The 21,163-nt window shown below is 60.4% G+C and carries 14 protein-coding genes; 10 read left to right on the top strand and 4 right to left on the bottom strand.

Annotation, left to right across the window (positions count from 1 at the left end):
* Nucleotides 1-86 precede the first annotated feature (86 nt).
* Nucleotides 87-2,696: a bifunctional aconitate hydratase 2/2-methylisocitrate dehydratase gene (gene acnB / locus ACEN2T_RS21790; RefSeq protein WP_032887185.1), complete on the top strand. Its 2,610-nt coding sequence runs from the start codon at nt 87-89 to the stop codon at nt 2,694-2,696.
* 757 nt (nt 2,697-3,453) lie between these two features.
* Here the strand turns inward: acnB and ACEN2T_RS21795 are convergent.
* A complete protein-coding gene (locus ACEN2T_RS21795; RefSeq protein WP_442117515.1) occupies nt 3,454-5,103 on the bottom strand; it encodes a SulP family inorganic anion transporter in 1,650 nt (549 codons plus the stop codon).
* A 144-nt stretch (nt 5,104-5,247) separates the two neighbouring features.
* Complete coding sequence (locus ACEN2T_RS21800; RefSeq protein WP_032887187.1) at nt 5,248-6,525, bottom strand: serine/threonine transporter; 1,278 nt, start codon at nt 6,523-6,525, stop codon at nt 5,248-5,250.
* 237 nt (nt 6,526-6,762) lie between these two features.
* Here ACEN2T_RS21800 and ACEN2T_RS21805 point away from each other — a divergent pair, with 237 nt between their 5' ends.
* The 6 genes from ACEN2T_RS21805 to ACEN2T_RS21830 all read left to right on the top strand — a co-directional run bounded on the left by ACEN2T_RS21805 (nt 6,763) and on the right by ACEN2T_RS21830 (nt 12,028).
* Nucleotides 6,763-6,957, top strand: a complete 195-nt coding sequence (locus tag ACEN2T_RS21805) for a hypothetical protein (RefSeq protein ID WP_442117516.1) — start codon at nt 6,763-6,765, stop codon at nt 6,955-6,957.
* A 139-nt stretch (nt 6,958-7,096) separates the two neighbouring features.
* Nucleotides 7,097-8,050, top strand: a complete 954-nt coding sequence (locus ACEN2T_RS21810) for a 2-hydroxyacid dehydrogenase (protein ID WP_442117517.1) — start codon at nt 7,097-7,099, stop codon at nt 8,048-8,050.
* A gap of 129 nt (nt 8,051-8,179) precedes the next feature.
* Nucleotides 8,180-9,247: a phosphotransferase family protein gene (locus ACEN2T_RS21815; protein WP_442117518.1), complete on the top strand. Its 1,068-nt coding sequence runs from the start codon at nt 8,180-8,182 to the stop codon at nt 9,245-9,247.
* A 23-nt stretch (nt 9,248-9,270) separates the two neighbouring features.
* Nucleotides 9,271-10,038, top strand: coding sequence for an SDR family oxidoreductase (locus ACEN2T_RS21820; protein WP_032887191.1), 768 nt, complete (start codon nt 9,271-9,273; stop codon nt 10,036-10,038).
* Between the two features lie 70 nt (nt 10,039-10,108).
* Nucleotides 10,109-11,542 (top strand): MocR-like pyridoxine biosynthesis transcription factor PdxR, encoded by a 1,434-nt coding sequence (gene pdxR / locus ACEN2T_RS21825; RefSeq protein ID WP_442117519.1) that lies wholly within the window; start codon nt 10,109-10,111, stop codon nt 11,540-11,542.
* A gap of 84 nt (nt 11,543-11,626) precedes the next feature.
* Nucleotides 11,627-12,028: a cupin domain-containing protein gene (locus tag ACEN2T_RS21830; RefSeq protein ID WP_032887193.1), complete on the top strand. Its 402-nt coding sequence runs from the start codon at nt 11,627-11,629 to the stop codon at nt 12,026-12,028.
* Between the two features lie 151 nt (nt 12,029-12,179).
* Here the strand turns inward: ACEN2T_RS21830 and ACEN2T_RS21835 are convergent, their stop codons facing one another.
* A complete protein-coding gene (locus tag ACEN2T_RS21835) occupies nt 12,180-12,809 on the bottom strand; it encodes a DNA-3-methyladenine glycosylase I (RefSeq protein ID WP_442117520.1) in 630 nt (209 codons plus the stop codon).
* 217 nt (nt 12,810-13,026) lie between these two features.
* Here ACEN2T_RS21835 and ACEN2T_RS21840 point away from each other — a divergent pair, with 217 nt between their 5' ends.
* From ACEN2T_RS21840 to ACEN2T_RS21850, 3 genes are all read left to right on the top strand, one after another.
* On the top strand, nt 13,027-14,352 hold the full coding sequence (locus ACEN2T_RS21840; protein WP_177326439.1) for a C4-dicarboxylate transporter DctA: 1,326 nt from the start codon (nt 13,027-13,029) through the stop codon (nt 14,350-14,352).
* Between the two features lie 148 nt (nt 14,353-14,500).
* Entirely contained in the window at nt 14,501-15,202 is a 702-nt protein-coding gene (locus ACEN2T_RS21845) for a FadR/GntR family transcriptional regulator (RefSeq protein ID WP_095184588.1), read from the top strand.
* 16 nt (nt 15,203-15,218) lie between these two features.
* Nucleotides 15,219-15,905 (top strand): GntR family transcriptional regulator, encoded by a 687-nt coding sequence (locus tag ACEN2T_RS21850; protein WP_442117521.1) that lies wholly within the window; start codon nt 15,219-15,221, stop codon nt 15,903-15,905.
* A 196-nt stretch (nt 15,906-16,101) separates the two neighbouring features.
* Here the strand turns inward: ACEN2T_RS21850 and ACEN2T_RS21855 are convergent, their stop codons facing one another.
* Nucleotides 16,102-20,970, bottom strand: coding sequence for an NAD-glutamate dehydrogenase (locus ACEN2T_RS21855; RefSeq protein WP_032887202.1), 4,869 nt, complete (start codon nt 20,968-20,970; stop codon nt 16,102-16,104).
* Nucleotides 20,971-21,163 lie beyond the last annotated feature (193 nt).

The raw sequence follows: 21,163 nt of genomic DNA on the forward strand, positions 1-21,163 counted from the left end.
TTTGCGGCCCAAAAAGCCCCCGAGCGCATGCGTGCCGTTCATTTCTGGATGAGCGTCCCGTGGGACCACTGATGAGGGTAATAACTGTGCTTGAAGCCTACCGCAAACATATCGAAGAGCGTGCAGCCCTGGGTATTGTTCCCCAGCCGCTTAACGCCGAACAAACCGCAGGCCTGGTCGAGCTGCTGAAAAATCCTCCAGCCGGCGAAGAAGAATTCCTCGTTGACCTGATCACCAACCGCATTCCACCTGGTGTTGACGAAGCTGCCTACGTCAAGGCCGGTTTCCTGTCTGCCCTGGCCAAGGGCGAAGCCACTTCCCCCCTGATCGACAAGAAACGCGCTGTCGAACTGCTCGGCACCATGCAAGGCGGCTACAACATCGTGACGTTGGTCGAGCTGCTGGACGACGCCGAGCTGGCGCCTGTCGCCGCGGCCCAACTCAAGCACACCCTGCTGATGTTCGACGCGTTCCACGACGTCGCCGAAAAAGCCCGCAACGGCAACGAGCACGCTAAAGCCGTAATCCAGTCCTGGGCTGACGGCGAATGGTTCCGCAACCGCCCTACCCTGGCCGACAAGATCAGCCTGCGCGTATTCAAGGTCACCGGCGAAACCAACACCGACGACCTGTCCCCTGCTCCGGACGCCTGGTCCCGCCCTGACATCCCACTGCACGCCCTGGCCATGCTGAAAATGGCTCGCGAAGGCATCGTGCCGGACGAGCAAGGCAAGACCGGCCCGATGAAGCAGATCGAAGAAATGCGCGGCCAAGGCTTCCCGATCGCCTACGTCGGTGACGTGGTCGGTACCGGCTCTTCGCGTAAATCCGCTACCAACTCGGTACTGTGGTTCTTCGGCGACGACGTACCTTACGTACCGAACAAGCGTGCCGGCGGTTTCTGCTTCGGCAGCAAGATCGCTCCGATCTTCTACAACACCATGGAAGATGCTGGCGCACTGCCAATCGAATTCGACGTGACCAACATGAACATGGGCGACGTGATCGACCTGTATCCTCATGCTGGCAAAGTCTGCAAACACGGCACCGATGAAGTCCTGACCACCTTCGAAATGAAGACCCCGGTCCTGTTGGACGAAGTTCGTGCCGGCGGCCGTATCCCGCTGATCATCGGCCGTGGCCTGACCGACAAGGCTCGCGCCGAATTGGGTCTGGGCCCTACCGACCTGTTCAAGCTGCCTGAAGCACCGGTCGACACTGGCAAGGGTTTCACCCTGGCCCAGAAAATGGTCGGCAAGGCCTGCGGCCTGCCGGAAGGCAAAGGCGTTCGTCCAGGTACGTACTGCGAACCGAAGATGACCACCGTGGGTTCCCAGGACACCACCGGTCCTATGACCCGTGACGAACTGAAAGACCTGGCGTGCCTGGGCTTCTCGACCGATCTGGTAATGCAGTCTTTCTGCCACACCGCGGCTTATCCAAAGCCGATCGACGTGACCACCCACCACACCCTGCCTGACTTCATCATGACCCGTGGCGGTGTATCGCTGCGTCCAGGCGACGGCATCATCCACAGCTGGCTGAACCGCATGCTGCTGCCGGATACCGTCGGCACCGGTGGCGACTCCCACACCCGCTTCCCGATGGGCATCTCGTTCCCGGCCGGTTCCGGTCTGGTCGCGTTCGCCGCAGCCACTGGCGTAATGCCACTGGACATGCCGGAATCGATCCTGGTGCGCTTCAAAGGCAAAATGAAACCTGGCATCACCCTGCGTGACCTGGTTCATGCCATTCCTTACTACGCGATCCAGTCCGGTTTGTTGACTGTCGAGAAGAAAGGCAAGAAAAACGCCTTCTCCGGCCGCATCCTGGAAATCGAAGGCCTGAACGACCTGACGCTGGAACAGGCTTTCGAGCTGTCCGACGCCTCGGCCGAACGTTCCGCTGCCGGTTGCACCATCAAGCTGTCGAAAGAGTCCGTCACCGAGTACCTGAACTCCAACATCACCCTGCTGCGCTGGATGATCGGCGAAGGCTACGGCGATGCACGTACCCTGGAACGTCGTGCTCAAGCGATGGAAGCCTGGGTAGCCAACCCAGAGCTGATGGAAGCCGATGCCGACGCGGAATACGCCGAAATCATCGAGATCGACCTGGCCGAAATCAACGAGCCGATCCTCTGCGCACCAAACGACCCGGACGACGCTCGTCTGCTGTCGAGTGTTGCCGGCGAGAAGATCGACGAAGTGTTCATCGGTTCGTGCATGACCAACATCGGTCACTTCCGCGCTGCCGGTAAGTTGCTGGAGCAGGTCAAGGGTCAGCTGCCTACCCGTCTGTGGCTCTCGCCGCCGACCAAGATGGACGCTCACCAACTGACCGAAGAAGGCTACTACGGCATCTACGGCAAGGCTGGCGCGCGCATGGAAATGCCGGGCTGCTCGCTGTGCATGGGTAACCAGGCACGTGTAGAACCGAACTCGACTGTTGTGTCGACCTCGACCCGTAACTTCCCTAACCGTCTGGGTGATGGTGCCAACGTCTACCTGGCCTCGGCTGAGCTGGCGGCAGTAGCCTCCACCCTGGGTCGCCTGCCGACCGTCGAAGAGTACATGGGCTACGCGGCGAAACTGGACACCATGGCCAGCGACGTCTACCGCTACCTGAACTTCGACCAGATCGCTGAGTTCCGCAAGATCGCAGCAAGCGCCAACATCCCGGTGATTCAAGCCTAAGGTGTTGATGTAACAAAAACGCCGCGTATCGCAAGATACGCGGCGTTTTTTTATGCCTGGAATACAAACACATTCAATTGATCCCTCTGTCACTGACCCACCGCTATCGGGAGCAAGCCCCCTCCCACAGTTTTGACCGCGACGAGCGACCTTATACCTTCAACCGCACCACCGCCTGATCCTCAAGGTGGGCTGGCTGAAGACACCGACCCAAATGTGGCAGGGGGCTTGCCCCCTCCCACAGTTTTGACCGCGACGAACGACCTTATACCTTCAACCGCACCACCGTCTGATCCTCAAGGTGGGCTGGCTGAAGACACCGATCCAAATGTGGGAGGGGGCTTGCCCCCTCCCACAGTTTTGGCCGCGACGAGCAACCTTATACCTTCAACCGCACCACCGTCTGATCCTCAAGGTGAGCTGGCTGAAGACACCGTTCCAAATATGGGAGAGGGCTTGCCCCCTCCCACAGTTTTGACCGCAACGGGCGACCTTATACCTTCAACCGCACCACCGCCTGATCCTCAAGGTGGGCTGGCTGAAGACACCGCTCCAAATGTGGGAGGGGGCTTGTCCCCTCCCACAGCTTTGACCGCAACGGACGACCTTATACCTTCAACCGCACCACCGTCTGATCCTGAAGATGAGCTGGCTGAAGACACCGATCCAAATGTGGGAGGGGGCTTGCCCCCGATGGGGGAGTGTCAGTTGATGCATCTGCCACTGACCCACCGCTATTTGGAGCAATCCCCACGCGTCACGCTTTGCTCACCTCCAGCGCCAACTGCACCGCGCCATCGACGCTCAAGCCACTGAGCAGCACATGGGACGCCAATGCTTCGGGCAGCCCCTGCAACACCTCGCGCGCGTCATGCCGCACGCGAGCAAGTACCAGGCGCTTGCCCTCCCCGTGTACTTGCGCAAAAAAAGCCGCCAGCGCTTCGATGCTGGTGCCGTCGAGGTCCGGCGATTCTTCCAGGCTCAACACTACCGCCTGCGCCTGGGAATGACGCATCAGGCGCAAGGCCGCGCCCAGGATGCGCTCGGCGTTCGCAAAAAATAGCGCTTCGCTGGGCCGCACGATCAATACCCCCGGGACGGCCAGGGCATCGGCATGGTGCAGGCGGTCGACAAAATCATGGCTGTCACCCAGGCGGCCCAACACTTGAATGTCGGCTGACGACATCTGGCGCAGCATCAACATCACACTGATTGCGACCGCGAGCAGCAAACCATCCAGCACGCCCAGCACGAGCACCGCCGCCACCGCACAAATCACCAGCACGCGATCGCGGCGCCACAGGAAATAACGCCCCAGCGGCTGCAAACTCAAGCCTCGACCCAGGGCATAGATGACGACGGCCGCCAACACCGGCTCCGGCGTGAGCGCGACATAGGGCAGCACCGTCAGCACGATCAGCAATATCACCAGCGCCGCGACAATCCCCGCCAGGCGCGAATAGGCGCCGGCCGCCTCGTTGGCCGACGTCGCCGAATACCCGGCACCGGCCGGCATGCCGTGGAACAGACCGGAGACCAGGTTGGCCACTCCCAGCGCAAGCAAGTCACGGTTGGAGGACACGCGGTCGCCATGCTTGAGCGCGAACGAACTGATAGAGCCGTAGGACTCCGCGTACAGGATCATCACCAGCGCAAACGCCAATTCCCCGAGGCGCAGCCAGTCGGCAAACGGCAGCACCGGCAAATGCCCCAGCTCCAGGCGCAGGTCGATCATGCCGATCTGCGCCACGCCATAGGCCTGCAGGTCCAAGTACTGCCCGGCAGCGATGCCGAGCACCACGACCACCAAACCACCCGGCAGACGCGGGAAGCGTGCGCACAGCCACAACACCAGCAACGCCAGCCCCGCCACCAGAGCCGCAGGCCAGTTCCAGCGCGGTAGCTGCTCCAGCAACTGCGGCAGAAAACGGATCAGGTTGTTATCGGTCAGGTGCACGCCCACCACACTGGCCAATTGCTTGAGGATGATGGTCAGCGCCAGGCCGAAGGCGAAGCCACGCAACACGGGCTTGGCGATAAACGAAGTGACGCCGCCAAGTTTCAACAGGCCGGCCAACAGGAAAAACACCCCGGTGAGCAGTACCAGCCCGAAGGCCAGGGAAAGCCTCAATGCCGGGTCATCTCCCGCCAGGCTCGCCGTCGCCGCCGCCAAAACGGCCGCCGACGACGAGGTAGCCGAAACAATCGCAAAGTGGCTGGTGCCGAACAGGCCGTAGCACAACAGGCCTGCAAATAAAGCGATCACCCCGGCCTGGGGCGGCAGCGCGGCGATACTGGAATAGGCGACGGCTTCCGGCAGCAGCAAACCCGCGATGGATAAGCCAGCCAGCAGGTCTTGGATGCGGTTCGACGGTACGGCAACAGGTGCATCGGTTTCAGTCTTCAATCGGCCCAACCCATCCTGGCAAAAAGCGTGCGTAAGCTTAGCCCTCATTGCTCGGCTGCGGTTGAGCCGCATCAGCTATTGCGCGGACAAAAAAAAGCCGATTCGCGCTATGCGCGAATCGGCTTGCTTGCGTGAGCCCTGGGTTCAGGACAGCAGCGAGTAAATCAATGCAGTAATTGCCACCAGGCCCACTGCGGTGACAAACACGTTGGACGCGTGCCCACGGTACTTGGCCATGGCCGGCACCTTGCGGATCGCGTACATCGGCATCAGGAACAGGATCGACGCAATGATTGGCCCGCCCAGGGTCTCGATCATGCCGAGGATGCTGGGGTTCAGCGTGGCGACGATCCAGCACACCACCAGCATGAAGCCCGCAGTCATACGGTCCAGCGTCTTCGCAGCTGGACGGCGACCGCTTTTGAGCACCAGACCCTTGAGGCCTTCGCTCGCGCCGATGTAATGACCGAGGAACGACTTGGCAATCGCCACGAACGCGATCAACGGTGCAGCGAACGCGATGGTCGGGTTGTTGAAGTGGTTGGCCAGGTACGACAGGATCGACAGGTTCTGCGCCTTCGCTTCAGCTAACTGGGCCGGCGACAGGGTCAGCACGCAGCTGAACACGAAGAACAGCACCATCACCACCATTAACAGGTGCGCGCGGGACAGGATCTGCGAACTGCGCTCATCGGCGTGTTCGCCGTACTGGCGCTTCTGGTCAACCGCGAACGCCGAGATGATCGGCGAGTGGTTGAACGAGAACACCATCACCGGAATCGCCAGCCACAGGGTATTGAGCAAGGCCGAAGGCGCCGGGACCACACTCGCGGTGCTGAGGATGCCACCGTTCCAATGCGGGATCAGGTACACCGCGAGGAACAGCAAGGCGACGATAAACGGGTACACCATCATGCTCATGGCCTTGACGATCACTTGTTCGCCGCAACGCACCACCGCCAGCAAGCCGAGGATCAGCACAAACGCCAGCAGCGCCCGTGGCGGCGGCATGATGTGCAACTGGTGTTCCATAAAGCTGCTGACCGTGTTGGTCAGGGCCACGCTGTAGATCAGCAGGATCGGGAAAATCGCGAAGAAGTACAGCAAGGTGATCAGTGCACCCGCTTTGATACCGAAATGCTCTTCGACCACATCAGTAATGTCCGAACCTTCACGGCCGGAGAGCACAAAACGGGTCAGCCCACGGTGGGCAAAGAAGGTCATCGGAAACGCCAGCACTGCCAGGATCACCAGCGGCCAGAAACCGCCCAGGCCGGCGTTGATTGGCAGGAACAAGGTACCGGCGCCAATGGCGGTGCCGAACAGGCCAAGCATCCAGGTGGTGTCCTGGCGGCTCCAGCTTGTGAGGGTTGCAGGTGTCGTTGCATAGCGTTCGTCGACGCTATTGGCCTGATCATTCATCCGGTCGGATCTCCGCATTTACACGGCCGGGACGAGTCAGAAAAACCTGACAGGCAGCGCCCCGACCATAGAAGGGGCCGGATTGTCCGGGATTCTTTTGAATAAGCAAAGACTTAGCTGAGGAATGGTTGTACGAAGCAGATCAATCCAATTGACGACAATTTGTTCCAGTCAGGAACGTGACGCCTGTTTCGCCCACTCAGAGGGAGCCTTATCACGAACCTTGGAGATTCAACCATGACGATTTCAAGCCTCAATCTGTCCCACGCCGGCCACTTGGTCGACAGCGTGGCGATGCATATTGCCGATCAAATCGCGGCACAAGATAAGCCCAAGCCACAGCAGCCTCCCAGCTTCCCTTTCAACGGCATTGAATACGCTGCCGCGCCCAAACCCAACAACACAATGATCCCAATGCCTCGCATCGGCTAAGACTGCGCGACTCACCAGGGCGTGGATCCATGCTATGGATTCACTGCCCTCTACCCGCCCCCTGCGGACCTTGCATCACCGCCCTATAAAATGTCGCATACTCTCTCTTCCATCCCGCCCCACAAGGAAGAGCCGTCCGATGACCACCACTGTTCTGGTCCTGGTTGAAACCATCAACGACTACCTGCAAATCATCGAGAGCAATGACTTTCATGTGATCCTGGCGCCAACCCCAGCCGAACGAGCCCAAGCCATCAAGCGCCATGGCGGCCAGATCAACGCCGTGTTGACCCGCGGCCCCCTGGGCCTCTACGCAGACGAAATCGCCGCGCTGCCGCTGCTGGAAATCATCTGTGTGATCGGCGCCGGTTACGAACATGTTGACCTGCAGGCCGCCAGCAATCGTGGGATTGTCGTGACCAACGGCGCCGGGGTGAATGCGCCGTCGGTGGCGGACCACGCTATGGCGCTGTTGCTGTCCCTGGTGCGCGGCATCCCGCAGACCGACGTCGCCGTGCGGCGCGGTGAATGGCCCAAGGTGATGCGCCCTTCCCTGGGCGGCAAGCAACTGGGCATTCTTGGCTTGGGCGCCGTGGGCCTGGAAATCGCCAAGCGCGCCGCCCTCGGATTCGGTATGGAAGTGAGCTATCACAACCGTCAGCCCCGTGAAGATGTGGACTACACCTACTGCGCCAGCGCCGTGGAGCTGGCGCGCACTTCGGACTTCATGATCCTGGCCACGCCCGGTGGCCCGAGCACCCGTCACCTGATTGATCGTCACGCCCTGGATGCTCTGGGGCCGAATGGCTACTTGGTCAATATTGGCCGTGGCAGCGTGGTGGTTACCGCCGACCTGATCACCGCCCTTGAACAGCGCCGCATTGGTGGGGCTGCGCTGGATGTATTCGACGACGAACCCAAAGTGCCCGATGCCCTCAAGCACCTGAGCAATACCGTACTCACCTCCCATGTGGCCGGCCTTTCACCGGAAGCCGCTCACGACACCGTGCAACGGGTGGCCGACAATCTGGTGGAGTACTTCGCCGGCCGACCAGTGCTCACGCCGGTCGTGTTACCCGCGCCCGTAAAATGACCAATCAGGCACGCTGATCATCATCCAACACGCTAACCTATTAAGCCGCCCCGACCTTGTCGCTGGGCGGTCGTGCGCATTAGATTAGGAAATAGTCCAAGGCCTTTAGAATAAGCAGAAGGGATAAGCATGGCGCTGAACGACCAATCGACCCAGATTCGCCCAGGCGAAGAACTTGATGCTGGCCTGATCGATCCCTATCTCAAGGCCCATATCCCGGGCCTGAGCGGCACGCCTGCGATCAGTCAGTTCCCCGGCGGCGCGTCCAACCTGACTTACCTGTTGGAATACCCTGGGCAGGAATTCGTCCTGCGCCGCCCGCCCTTCGGTCACAAGGCCAAGTCAGCCCATGACATGGGCCGTGAATTCCGCATTCTCAATCAGCTAAAAGATGGCTTCCCGTATTGCCCCAAAGCCTATGTGCATTGCACCGATGAATCGGTGATCGGCGCTGAGTTCTACGTGATGGAACGCGTCAAGGGCATCATCCTGCGCTCCGACCTGCCGCCTGAGCTGGGGCTGGATGCAACCAAGACCGAAGCACTGTGCAAAAGCTTTATCGACAAGTTCGTCGAGCTGCACCAAGTCGACTACAACGCCTGCGGACTGGCCGACCTGGGCAAGCCCGAAGGCTATGTGGCGCGCCAGATTCGCGGCTGGAGCGACCGCTACGAAAAGGCCCTGACCCCCGATGCGCCCAAATGGGAGGCAGTGCGGGCCTGGCTCAACGACAAGATGCCGGACGACCACCCGACATCAAGCATCGTGCATAACGACTACCGCTTCGACAACGTGATCCTCGACCCACACAACCCGATGCAGATCATCGGCGTACTGGACTGGGAGCTCACCACACTCGGCGATCCGCTGATGGACTTGGGCAACACCCTAGCCTACTGGATAGAGGCCGCCGACCCCGCGCCGGTGCAACTGATGCGCCGCCAGCCAAGCAATGCGCCCGGGATGCTCACCCGCCGCGAGTTCGTCGACTACTACGCCGAACGGTCGGGCATCCAGATTGATAATTTCGACTTCTACTACACCTACGGCCTGTTCCGCCTGGCCGGCATCGTGCAGCAGATCTACTACCGTTTCTTCCATGGCCAGACCCAGGACAAACGCTTTGCTCAGTTCATTCACATGAACTCACTGCTGGAGCAAATGAGCCTGAAGGTAATCGCTAAATCAGCCCTCTGATCGCACAAAAACAAGGAACCCCCATGTCCAAGACTCATCTGTTCGACCTCGACGGCAAAATTGCGTTTGTCTCCGGCGCCAGCCGTGGCATCGGTGAGGCCATCGCCAAGTTGCTGGCTCAGCAAGGCGCCCATGTGATCGTCTCCAGCCGCAAGCTAGAAGGCTGCCAGCATGTGGCCGACGCAATCATCGCCGACGGCGGCAAGGCCACTGCGGTTGCCTGCCATATTGGTGAAATGGAGCAGATTAGCCAGGTGTTCGCCGGCATTCGCGAGCAGTTCGGCCGCCTGGATATTCTGGTCAACAACGCAGCCACCAACCCGCAGTTCTGCAACGTGCTGGACACCGATCTGGGCGCGTTCCAGAAGACCGTTGACGTGAACATTCGTGGCTACTTCTTCATGTCGGTGGAAGCCGGCAAGCTGATGCGCGAAAACGGCGGCGGCAGCATCATCAACGTGGCCTCGATCAACGGCATCTCGCCGGGTGTCTTCCAAGGCATCTACTCGGTGACCAAGGCCGCGGTGATCAACATGACCAAAGTGTTCGCCAAGGAATGCGCTGAGTTCGGCATCCGTTGCAACGCCCTGCTGCCGGGCCTGACGGACACCAAGTTCGCCTCGGCGCTGGTGAAGAACGATGCGATCCTGAAAATGGCCCTGGCGCAGATCCCGCTCAAGCGTGTGGCCGACCCAAGCGAGATGGCCGGCGCGGTGCTGTTTCTGGCCAGTGACGCGTCCAGCTACACCACCGGTGTGTCGCTGAATGTAGACGGTGGTTTCCTCTCCTGACTTCGCCCGGGTTTCTACAGATCGATTTACGCGTAACCTTGGCGTAGATCGATTTGTCTCAGAGTGAAACATGGAACTGCACATCGTCATCAAAGGCCGCAAGGACCTGGCGGCTCAGCTTTATCAGCAATTGCGCGAAGCCATTGCGTCCGGGCGTCTCGCGGCAGGCGCGCAACTGCCGCCCAGCCGCCTGCTGGCCGAGCAGTTGGGCGTATCGCGCAAGACCGTGTCCGATACCTACGCCACGTTGACCTATGAAGGCTTGCTGGTGGGAAAGATCGGTCGTGGCACCTTCGTTAACGCTTGGGCGCCCCCAGCGGATCGCCTGCAAACTGCCACCGACCTGGCCTGCGCCAACAACCTGGCTAAATGGCAGGCGCTGCCCTCGCCGATGCGCCACCCCACACGCGACAACCTCCTGCGCTACGAATTTCTCGGCGGCGCCACCAGCCGCAATCAGTTCCCACAAGACGAATGGCGACGCTGCACCCAGGACGCCCTGCGCCGCATTGCCCAGAACAGCGGCTTCTACAGCCAACCCGAAGGCTTGCCAGCACTGCGCAGTGCCATCGCCGGGCATATCGCCTTTTCCCGAGGCGTCAAATGCCGCGATGACGACATCGTGGTCACCAATGGCGCGCAACAAGGGCTGGACCTGCTGGCCCGCGTGGTGCTGGAACCAGGCAGCATCGTCGCCATGGAAGACCCTGGCTACAGCCCCGCACGCCAGTTGTTCCAGGCGATGGGCGCCCGGGTCGCCAGTGTGCCGGTGGATGACCAAGGCATTCAGGTGGATCAGATCCCCGACGGCACCCGCTTGATCTATGTGACCCCCTCCCACCAGTTCCCCCTCGGCATGCCCATGAGCCTGGCGCGCCGTGAAGCCTTGCTGGTCCGCGCCTTCGACTTGGGGGCGATCATCATCGAGGACGACTACGACAGTGAATTCCGCTACGAAGGCCGCCCCACCGATTCCCTGCAAAGCATGGACACCCGCGGCGTAGTCACTTACGTCGGCACCTTCTCCAAAACCCTGCTGCCCGAACTGCGCCTGGGCTATCTGGTGCTGCCGCCGGCGATCCACGGCGCGGTACTCAAGGCCAAGCAATTGACCGACCAGCACAGCTCCACCTTGCCGCAATGGGCGCTGGCCAAGTTCATCAGCGAAGGCTACCTGCTCAAACACATCCGCCGCTGCCACTCCGTATATGCCGGGCGTCGTGAGCGCATCCTGCAACGACTGGCCGGGGATTTGTCGCCGTGGTTCGAAGCCGTGCCCACCGTGGCGGGGTTTCATATGGCGGCGCTGTGCAAGGTGCCGGTGAGCATTCCGTTGCTGATGACATTGGCGCGTGAGGCCGACGTGGGTTTATACCCGCTTGATGTGTTCTTCCACGACGCACCGGTGCGCCCTGGGCTGATTATTGGATTCGGCGCCATCGAAACCCTGGATATAGACCCGGCGCTGGACAAGGTGCGCGACATTCTCAAACAGATTGGCTAGGGGCTTTTCCGGCGGATTGGTCATTGGTCGGCCAGGTTCTGCGGCGTAGGGTGGACAGGTCTAGAACTACTCGGAAACCCGAACATGAATCGCCTGCTCGCCACCACCCTGATGCTCGCCTCACTCAGCGCCTTTGCCCACGAACCGGTGTACAACCAAGAGTCGATCAAGGTGCTGCAGGAGCACGCCCTGACCAACGTGCCCGGCAAGAAAACCATCATGCTCACCGTTGATTACGCCCCCGGCCAGGCCACCGTTCCCCATAGCCATACGGGGACGGCGGTGGCCTATGTGCTGGAGGGCGCGATCACTTCGCGGGTCAATGATGAGAAAGCGATAACCTACAAGGTCGGCGAATCGTTCTACGAGCCCGCGGGTTCGCGGCACTTTGAATCCAGCAACGCCAGCCAGACCCAGCCAGCGAAGTTACTGGTGGTGATGGTGTTGGATGACAAGGCCGAGGTGCTGACCCCTCTTCCAAAATAATCAGCTAAGACATCCATCAGAAGTATGGGCGGTCGCTATGTGTGTGAGGGGCTTGCTCCCGATAGCAATGGGTAGTCGACGCCCATTTGGCTGAACTACCGCTATCGGGAGCAAGCCCCCTCCCACAGTTTTGACCGCGTTGAGTCAGGGACTAGGGGCGTTTGAATAGGCAGCGCAGTTCTTCGATTCTTGACCGGCACGCACAGCCCTCAAGGTGATCATTGACCATCCCCATCGCCTGCATCAGCGCATACATCGTGGTCGGACCTACAAAGGTCCAGCCACGTTTTTTAAGGGCCTTGGACAGTCGCACCGAGGCCGGTGAGGTGGGGTTGCCCGTCCAGTAAGCCAGGTCCACCACCGCCGGGCGCTCTTCATCACCCGGCTCGAACGCCCACAACCACCGCGCCAGCGATCCGGTTTCATCCACCAGCTCACAGGCCCTGCGCGCGTTGTTGATGGTGGACACGATTTTGGCCCGATTACGCACAATCCCCGGATCCTGCATCAGCCGCTCTATATCAGCCTCGCCGTACTGCGCCACCCGACGAAAATCGAAGCCCTCGAACGCCGCACGAAACTGCTCGCGCTTGCGCAAAATGGTGATCCACGCCATCCCCGCCTGAAAGCCTTCCAGGCAAATTTTCTCGTACAGCTGGACATCGTCCGCCACCGGCACACCCCACTCATCGTCGTGGTAACGCGGATATTCCGGCGCCGAGGTACGCCAGCTGCAATGAATGTGGCCCGCTGCGTCAGTGGTCAATCCTAGAGTGTCCATCCATCACCTCATAAGCCGAGCGGCGGATGATAGACGAAAATTTTTCCAGCCCGCCAACCGCTCAAGCATCGCCCTCAGCGACCAACTGGTCAGACCGGGACTTGTCAATCAACCAATAATGACTTGTGATTTCGAAAAAACCCGGCGTAGACTGGCCCCGCACTGGACTTACCGGTATGACCACAACAATTAAGCCCTGGAACCACCAGGGCACCGAATAGAGATCCCTCCCATGCTCAGATGGTGCTCGCGTTCGATTTTCCTGCAAGTCGTAATTGGCCTGATGCTTGGCATCATCTGCGGCCTGGCCCTTCCCGAATTCTCCTCGCAACTCAAACCCCTGGGTGACGGCTTTATCAAGCTGATCAAAATGCTGATTGGCCTGATTGTGTTCTGCGTCGTGGTCAGTGGCATTTCCGGCGCCGGCGACTTGAAGAAAGTCGGACGAATCGGCCTCAAGTCGGTGATCTACTTTGAAATCCTCACCACCATCGCCCTGGTGATCGGCCTGGTCATGGCCTTCAGCACCGGTATCGGCCAAGGTGCCAATATCCACCTGGAGCAGCTCTCCTCCGCCGGCCTCAATGAACTGGCCGACAAGGGCCAGCACATCAAGGGCACCAGCCAGTTCCTGATGGACCTGATCCCCAACTCGGTGATCGGCGCCTTTGCCGACAACAACGTGCTGCAAGTGCTGCTGTTCTCGGTGCTGTTTGGCAGCGCGCTGAACCTGGTGGGCGAAGCGGCCTCAGGCATCACACGGCTGATCAATGAACTTAGCCACGTGATCTTCCGCATCATGGGCATGATCGTGCGCCTGGCGCCAATCGGTGTGTTCGGCGCGATTGCCTTCACCACCAGCACTTACGGCCTGGACTCCCTGCAACACCTGGGCAGCCTGGTTGGCCTGTTCTACCTGACCTGCTTTGCCTTCGTCGGACTGATCCTGGGCCTGGTAATGCGCCTGTCGGGCCTGCGCATGCTGCCGCTGCTTAAGTACCTGCGCGAAGAACTGCTGATCGTGATGGGGACCGCCTCCTCCGATGCCGTGCTGCCGCAGGTCATGCGCAAACTCGAACACCTGGGCATTGGTAGCTCCACCGTGGGCCTGGTGATTCCAACGGGGTATTCGTTCAACCTCGACGGTTTCTCGATCTACCTGACCCTGGCCATCGTGTTTATCGCCAACGCCACCGGCACACCGCTGTCGATGACTGACTTGCTGACCATCCTGCTCGTGTCGTTGATCACCTCCAAAGGCGCCCACGGGATTCCCGGCTCTGCGCTGGTAATTCTGGCGGCAACGCTGACAGCAATCCCGGCGATTCCGGTAGTGGGCCTGGTGCTGGTATTGGCGGTGGATTGGTTCATGGGCATCGGCCGCGCACTGACTAACCTGATCGGCAACTGCGTCGCCACCGTGGCCATCGCACGCTGGGAAAAAGACATCGATATCCAGCGCGCCAACAAGGTATTGGACGGCCAGCAAGGGTATGCCTTCCAGGCCAAGAAACCGGTGCTGCCGGCCCACCAGGAATTCTAACGCTGTCTCATGGGCAACACTGGCTAATGTGGGAGGGGGCTTGCCCCCGATGAGGACGGTCAGTTGATAGATCTGTAACTGATCCACCGCCATCGAGGGCGAGCCCCCTCCCACATGACTGTATTAGCAACATTAAGGAAGTATCGACGTGATCAGCACCTCAACGGTCGTCAATTCAGTCGTAGAAAAACTCCGCGCCGCCCTGGCGCGAGGTCAGTGGCGCCGGGGCGAAATGTTGCCCGGCCAGCGCGAACTGGCCGAACAGATGGGCATCAGCCGCCCCAGCCTGCGCGAAGCGGTGATCGTGCTGGAAACCCTCGGCCTGGTGCGCTCCATGCCCGGCAAAGGCGTGGTCGTGCTCGAAACCAGCGTCAGTGAACCCCAATCCAGCGACGCCGTGGCCGACGCCAGTCTCGAAGACCTCCTGCAACTGCGCTACACCCTCGAACCCTTCATCGTCGGCCTTGTGGCCCAGTCCATCAGCAGCAAGGAAGTCGGCCAATTGCGCTTGACCCTAATGGACATGCGCGAGGCGCTCGACGCTGGTGACGCCGAAGCAGGCATGAACGCCTACATCGGCTTTCACGAAGAACTCTTTGCGCTCACGTCCAACCCGATTTTCCAGAACGTGGTGCAACAGACCAGCAACGCCCTCAAGCAAAGCGCCCAGGTTCTGCGCAACTCTCCTGAACACTTGGCCGAGCGCCTGCAGGAAAACGACGCGGTGGTGCGCGCCATCCGCAACAAGAACAGCGCCCTGGCCAGCGCAGAAATGCGCAAGCACATCCTTCAGGAAGGCCTGCGCATGGGCATTCGCTTGAACATCCCGGACGACCATCTGGGCAGCTGACTTTTTGGAGACGACCATGACCGCCCACGCCCTGCACCGCGAGCCCTTCCTCCCCGCCCTGCGCCTGGTAGCCGGTAAAAAGCCAACGGTGGATGACATCTACCCACGGCTGTTCGACGCGATCCTCGAACAACGCATCGCCCCGGCCAGCCGCTTTACAGAAGAAAGCCTGGGTGAAACCTTTGGCGTGAGCCGCAGTGTGATTCGCCGCGTATTGGCCAAGCTGTCTCATCAGCAAGTGATCATCCTGCGTCCCAACCAGCGCGCTCAAGTAGCGGCACCGGACGCACAGCAGACACGGCAGATCCTCGAAGCACGGCGCATGACCGAAATCACCGTGGTGCAACTGGCGTGTGCGCAGGCCACGGCGACGCAGATACGCCAACTGCGCGAGTTGATTGCTCGCGAACGCGAGTGCATTGAACACGACCAGCGTGGGCCGGCGATTCGCTTGTCGGGGGAGTTTCACCTGCAACTGGCGGTGATGGCGGGGAATGGTCCGTTGGCGCAGTTCCTCAACAGCCTGGTGCCGTTGACGTCGTTGATCATTGCCCAATTCGAAGCAAAAGCCTGCACGTATTGCGCGTGGCAGGAGCATGTGGCGATTGTGGATGCCGTTGAGCAGCGGGATTCAAGTGCCGCCGTGGCGCTGATGACCCAACACCTGGATCACCTGGAAGCCAAGTTGCTGAAACACCATTAATCTCCAGATAAAACGAGATCAAACTGTGGGAGGGGGCTTGCCCCCGATAGCGGTGGGCCAGTCATGAAGAGTCTGGCTGACACTCTGCTATCGGGGGCAAGCCCCCTCCCACAGTTTTTGGGGTGTTTGATAAAGGGCATTCCAACAAAAAGCCCCTGCATCTCACAATGCAGGGGCTTTTGTTTCAGGCGCTAAATCAAGCCGGTTGCAGCACCGACGGCCCACTCAAGGCCAAGTCCAGCAACTCACGGTTGGCGACCGCATACATGGCGTAGTCCGTACCGACCGCAGCACGAATCTCCACCATCATGGCCACCCAACGATCCGCCATGTCCTTGTGCTGCTCAAGCCACAGGGCCACGCGGGCTTCCATGTCTTGTGGCGCGTCGGCCATTTGCAGGACAGAAATGGTAATCGCCCGTTGCTGCCAATCCACGTCGTCGCGGAACGCTTCGCGAGCCGCAGCCTGCCAGTTGTTGGCCACCGGCAGATCGCTGATCTGCTGCAGGTACCATGGCAAGTCCAGAGCGCTGCCTACGGCGAAGTAGGCCTTGGCCACTTCGGCGGCGTCATGCCCGGTTACGTCAGCGGCTTCGATGATTGGCAGCAGGGTGTACAGGTGAGTAGTGCCTGCAACCATACGCGCCAACAACTCCGGCACGCCCGCTTCAGTGTAAGCCTGATAGCGTTTCTGCCAGCCTTCGCGGGTCGGTCCTTCCAGCAGTTCGTCGAGCTTGAGGCCCAGTGCGGCCAGGTGCGGACCGAAGTGCGCGGTGTCACGCCCAGCGTCCTGCTCGTTGCGACGGCTGCGTAGGAACCAACGCGTAGCGCGACGGCCCAGGCGCATCAGCTCATCCATCAACTGCAATTGCACGTCAGCGGAGACCTGGTGGTCCAGGGCTTCGATCTGGCGGAACCAGTGCGGGAGGTGGAAGATGTCGCGCACGATCACATAAGCGCCGGCCACGTTCGCCGGGCTCATGCCGGTCGACTCTTTGAGTCGTTGAACGAAGGTGATGCCCATGTGGTTAACCAGGTCGTTGGCGATCTGGGTGCTGACGATCTCACGCTTCAGGCGGTGACGACGCATGGCCTCGCCGAACTTGGCGACCAGGCTCGGTGGGAACGCGGTCTCCATGTCACGGGTCAGGTACTCGTCATCCGGCACCAGGGACTTGAGCAATGCTTCCTTGAGGTCGATCTTGCTGTACGAGATCAGTACCGACAGTTCCGGACGGGTCAAGCCCTTGCCGTTGGCGGCGCGCTCGGCGAGCTGCTCCTCGGTCGGCAGGTACTCGATGGCGCGGTCCAGCTTGCCACGGCCTTCCAGGTCGCTCATCAAGCGTTTGTACTCAGCTGCTCGCTCGTAAGCCTTGCGTGCAGCCAGGGACAGGGCCTGGGTTTGCTTATAGTTGTTGCCCAACACCAGGTTGCCGACTTCGTCGGTCATGCTCGCCAGCAACTGGTTGCGTTGCTTGTCGGTCATGTCACCGGCCTGCACCACTTCGTTGAGCAGGATTTTGATGTTCACTTCGTGGTCGGAGCAGTCCACACCACCGGCGTTGTCGATGAAGTCGGTGTTGGAACCGCCGCCATTGAGGCCGAATTCCACACGACCCAGCTGGGTCATACCGAGGTTACCGCCCTCGCCCACCACCTTGCAGCGCAGTTCGTTGCCGTTGACGCGCAGCGCGTCGTTGGCCTTGTCGCCGACATCGGCGTGGCTTTCGGTGCTGGCCTTGACGTACGTACCGATACCGCCGTTCCACAACAGGTCCACCGGCGCCTTGAGCAAGGCGTTCAGCAGTTCGGTCGGGGTCAGCTTGTCGGCCGAGATGTCGAAGCGTTCTTTCATCTGCGGCGAAATGGCAATGCTCTTCGCGCTGCGCGAGAAGATACCGCCGCCTTCGGACATGATGCTGGTGTCGTAGTCGGTCCAGGCCGAACGCGGCAGCTCGAACATGCGCTGACGCTCGACGAAGCTGGTCGCCGGGTTCGGGTTTGGATCGATGAAGATGTGCAGGTGGTTGAAGGCTGCGACCAGTTGCAGCTTGTCGGACATCAACAGGCCGTTACCGAACACGTCACCGGCCATATCGCCGACGCCCACCACGGTGATGCTGTCTTCCTGCACGTTGATGCCGCGCTCACGGAAATGACGCTGCACACCGACCCACGCGCCCTTGGCGGTGATGCCCATTTTCTTGTGGTCGTAACCGGCGGAACCACCGGATGCGAACGCATCACCCAGCCAGAAGCCGTAGTCGATGGCGATGCCGTTGGCGATGTCGGAGAAGGTCGCGGTGCCCTTGTCCGCTGCGACGACGAGGTACGGGTCATCGTCGTCATGACGCACGACGTTGGCCGGCGGCACCAGGGCGCCGTCCTTGAGGTTGTCGGTAATGTCCAACAGGCCCGAAATGAAGATGCGGTAGCAGGCAATACCCTCGGCCGCGATTTCATCCCGCGTGCCGCCCAGTGGCAAGCGACGCGGCAGGAAGCCGCCCTTGGCGCCCACCGGTACGATCACCGAGTTCTTCACTTGCTGGGCTTTTACCAGGCCGAGCACTTCGGTGCGGAAGTCTTCTTCACGGTCGGACCAGCGCAGGCCGCCGCGAGCGACGTTACCAAAGCGCAGGTGCACGCCTTCGACCCGTGGCGAGTACACGAAGATTTCAAACTTCGGCACCGGCTTAGGCAGCTCGGGAATGGCGCGCGGGTCGAACTTGAAGCTGAAGTACGACTTGTTCTGGCCGTTGGCGTCGGTCTGGTAGAAGTTGGTACGCAGGGTGGCCTTGATCAGGTCCAGGTAGCGACGCAGGATGCGGTCTTCGTTGAGTACCTGAACGTCGTCCAGGGCCGTGAGGATCGCTTGCTCCAACCGTTGCTGCTTGTCTTCAAGATCATCGGCGGTGAGCTTGCGCGCCAGGTAGAAGCGGGTTTTGAACAACCGGGTCAACTCGCGGGCGATGTCGGTGTGGTTGTTCAGGGTGCTGGCGATATAACCCAAGTCGAAGCCCAGGCGGATCTGCTTCAAGTAACGGGCGTAGGCACGCAGCAGCGCGACGTCGCGCCATGGCAGGCCGGCGGTCAGCACCAGACGGTTGAACGCATCGTTCTCGGCATCGCCGTGGACGATGTGCACGAACGCATCTTGCAGGGTGTCGTTGAGCTGCTGGATATCCAGGTTCACGCCTTCGGCGGCGATGAACGCAAAATCATGGATCCAGAACTCACGGCCATTGGCGTGGCGCAGTCGGTAAGGGAATTCACCCAACACGCGCAGGCCGAGGTTTTCCAGGATCGGCAGTACGTCGGACAGCGCCAGCGGGGTGTCGGCGTGGTAGAGCTTGCAATGCAGCTCACGTTGGCCGGAGACCTGGCCCAGTGGCTGATAGAAGCTCATCACCAGCGGGTTGGCTTCGGTCAGGCTGTTGAGGTGCTGCATGTCGACGACGGCTGAATGCGCGGCAAAACGCTCGCGGTAGCCGGCCGGGAAGCCTTTCGGGAAGTCCGCCAGCACATTGGTACCCTGGGCTTCGCCGAAGCTTTCCACCACCAGGCTGGAGTAGTCGTCCTGCCAGCTGCGGCAGGCCTGCACCACTTCTTTTTCCAGTTGCAGCGGGTCGATGTCGAGGCGGTTCTTGGGGTCTACCCGCAGAATCAACTGGACACGGGCCAGTACGGACTCGGAGAAGAAGGTCCAGAACTCGCAGTCCGAGGCTTTCAGGCGATCCATCAGCACTTGCTGGATCTTCTGGCGCACTTCGGTGGAATAGATGTCGCGCGGCACATAGGCCAGGCAGTAGCAGAAACGACCGTACGGGTCTTTGCGCAGGAACACACGGATCTTGTTGCGTTCCTGAATCTGCACAATCGACATCACAGTGCTGAACAGCTCGTCGACCGGGGTCTGGAACAGGTCGTCACGGGGCAGTACTTCAACGACCTGGGCAAGCTCCTTGCCCAAGTGCGCCTTGGCCTGGAAGCCCGAACGGCGTTCGATTTCGGCCACTTTGCGACGAATGTACGGAATGACTCGCACGCTTTCGCCATACACCGACGAGGTGTACAAGCCCATGAAGCGATGTTCCTTGATGACCTTGCCGTCGGCATCGATCTCACGGATCGACACGTAGTCCGGGTAGGCCGGGCGGTGAACACGGCTTGGGTGCGCAGCCTTGGCGAACGAAAGCACGGTCGGTTCACGCAGGTAAGACACAGCGTAGTCTTCGATGCGCAGGTCATCGGCGGTGAGGCCAGCACGCAGCAGCTTGGTCAGACCGAGGAAGGAACTGGCGTCATATTGAATATGACCACCGTCCGCCTCGTCACGTACCACGAATTCTTCATAGCCCAGGAAGGTGAAGTGGTTGCCCACCAGCCACTCCAGGAAGTTCTTGATCTCGGCTTTTTCTTCGCCGTCGATGCCGAACTGGCTGGCGTCGATACCGGCCAGCAGGTCCTGGACCTTGGCTTTCATCGGTTCAAAATCGGCCACGGCCACGCGCACTTCACCCAGAACCTGCTCAAGCTCTTTGCTCAGCACGTTCAGTTCGGCGGCGTTGGCGCAGCGGTCGATTTCCAGGTACATCAGCGATTCTTGCTGGATGTCGTCGCCCTGCGTGCCTTTCGGCAGGATTTCCAGCAACTCGCCTTTGCTGCCACGACGCACACTCAACACGGTGGTTTGCAGGGTGTGAATGCTGTAGCCGCGACGGTTCAGCTCGGTACGTACCGAGTCCACCAGGAACGGCAGGTCATGGTGCAGCACTTCGACCGCGGTATGGGTCGACTGCCAGCCATGACGTTCGTAATCGGGGTTGTAGACCCGCACTTGTGGCTGGGTGTGATCAAAGCGCTCAAGCAGGCGCCAGGCAGACAGGGTGCAACCGGCCAGGTCGGAAAGGCGACGCTGGGTCAGTTCGTCCAGGGAAATGATGCCGAAGAATTGTTCAGCGAACAGCGCCACTTGTGGCAGTGCCTGTTCGCTGATGTGCTGCGCCAGTGCCGCTTGCAGTTGATGCTGGAAGTCGGCCTTGCTGGCTGCGGTGAAGAACGCCATCTGTGGTACTCCGCTTGGGCTTGTTATTGATGGAAGCGTCGCGTGTTATCCCCTTGCGGGGAGACCGTCAGCTCTGTTCGCCGGTAACTAAAGCACCATAGACGAATCAGGATGACAGGAGGGTGAAGCTGGACAAGACAATGAGGTCACATACAACTTCCATAAGATGCGCACCCTGCCGGGTGACGGTACG

Origin of the sequence: Pseudomonas sp. W22_MBD1_FP4 (genome assembly GCF_052113765.1) — a bacterium.
GTDB classification, from domain to species: domain Bacteria; phylum Pseudomonadota; class Gammaproteobacteria; order Pseudomonadales; family Pseudomonadaceae; genus Aquipseudomonas; species Aquipseudomonas sivasensis.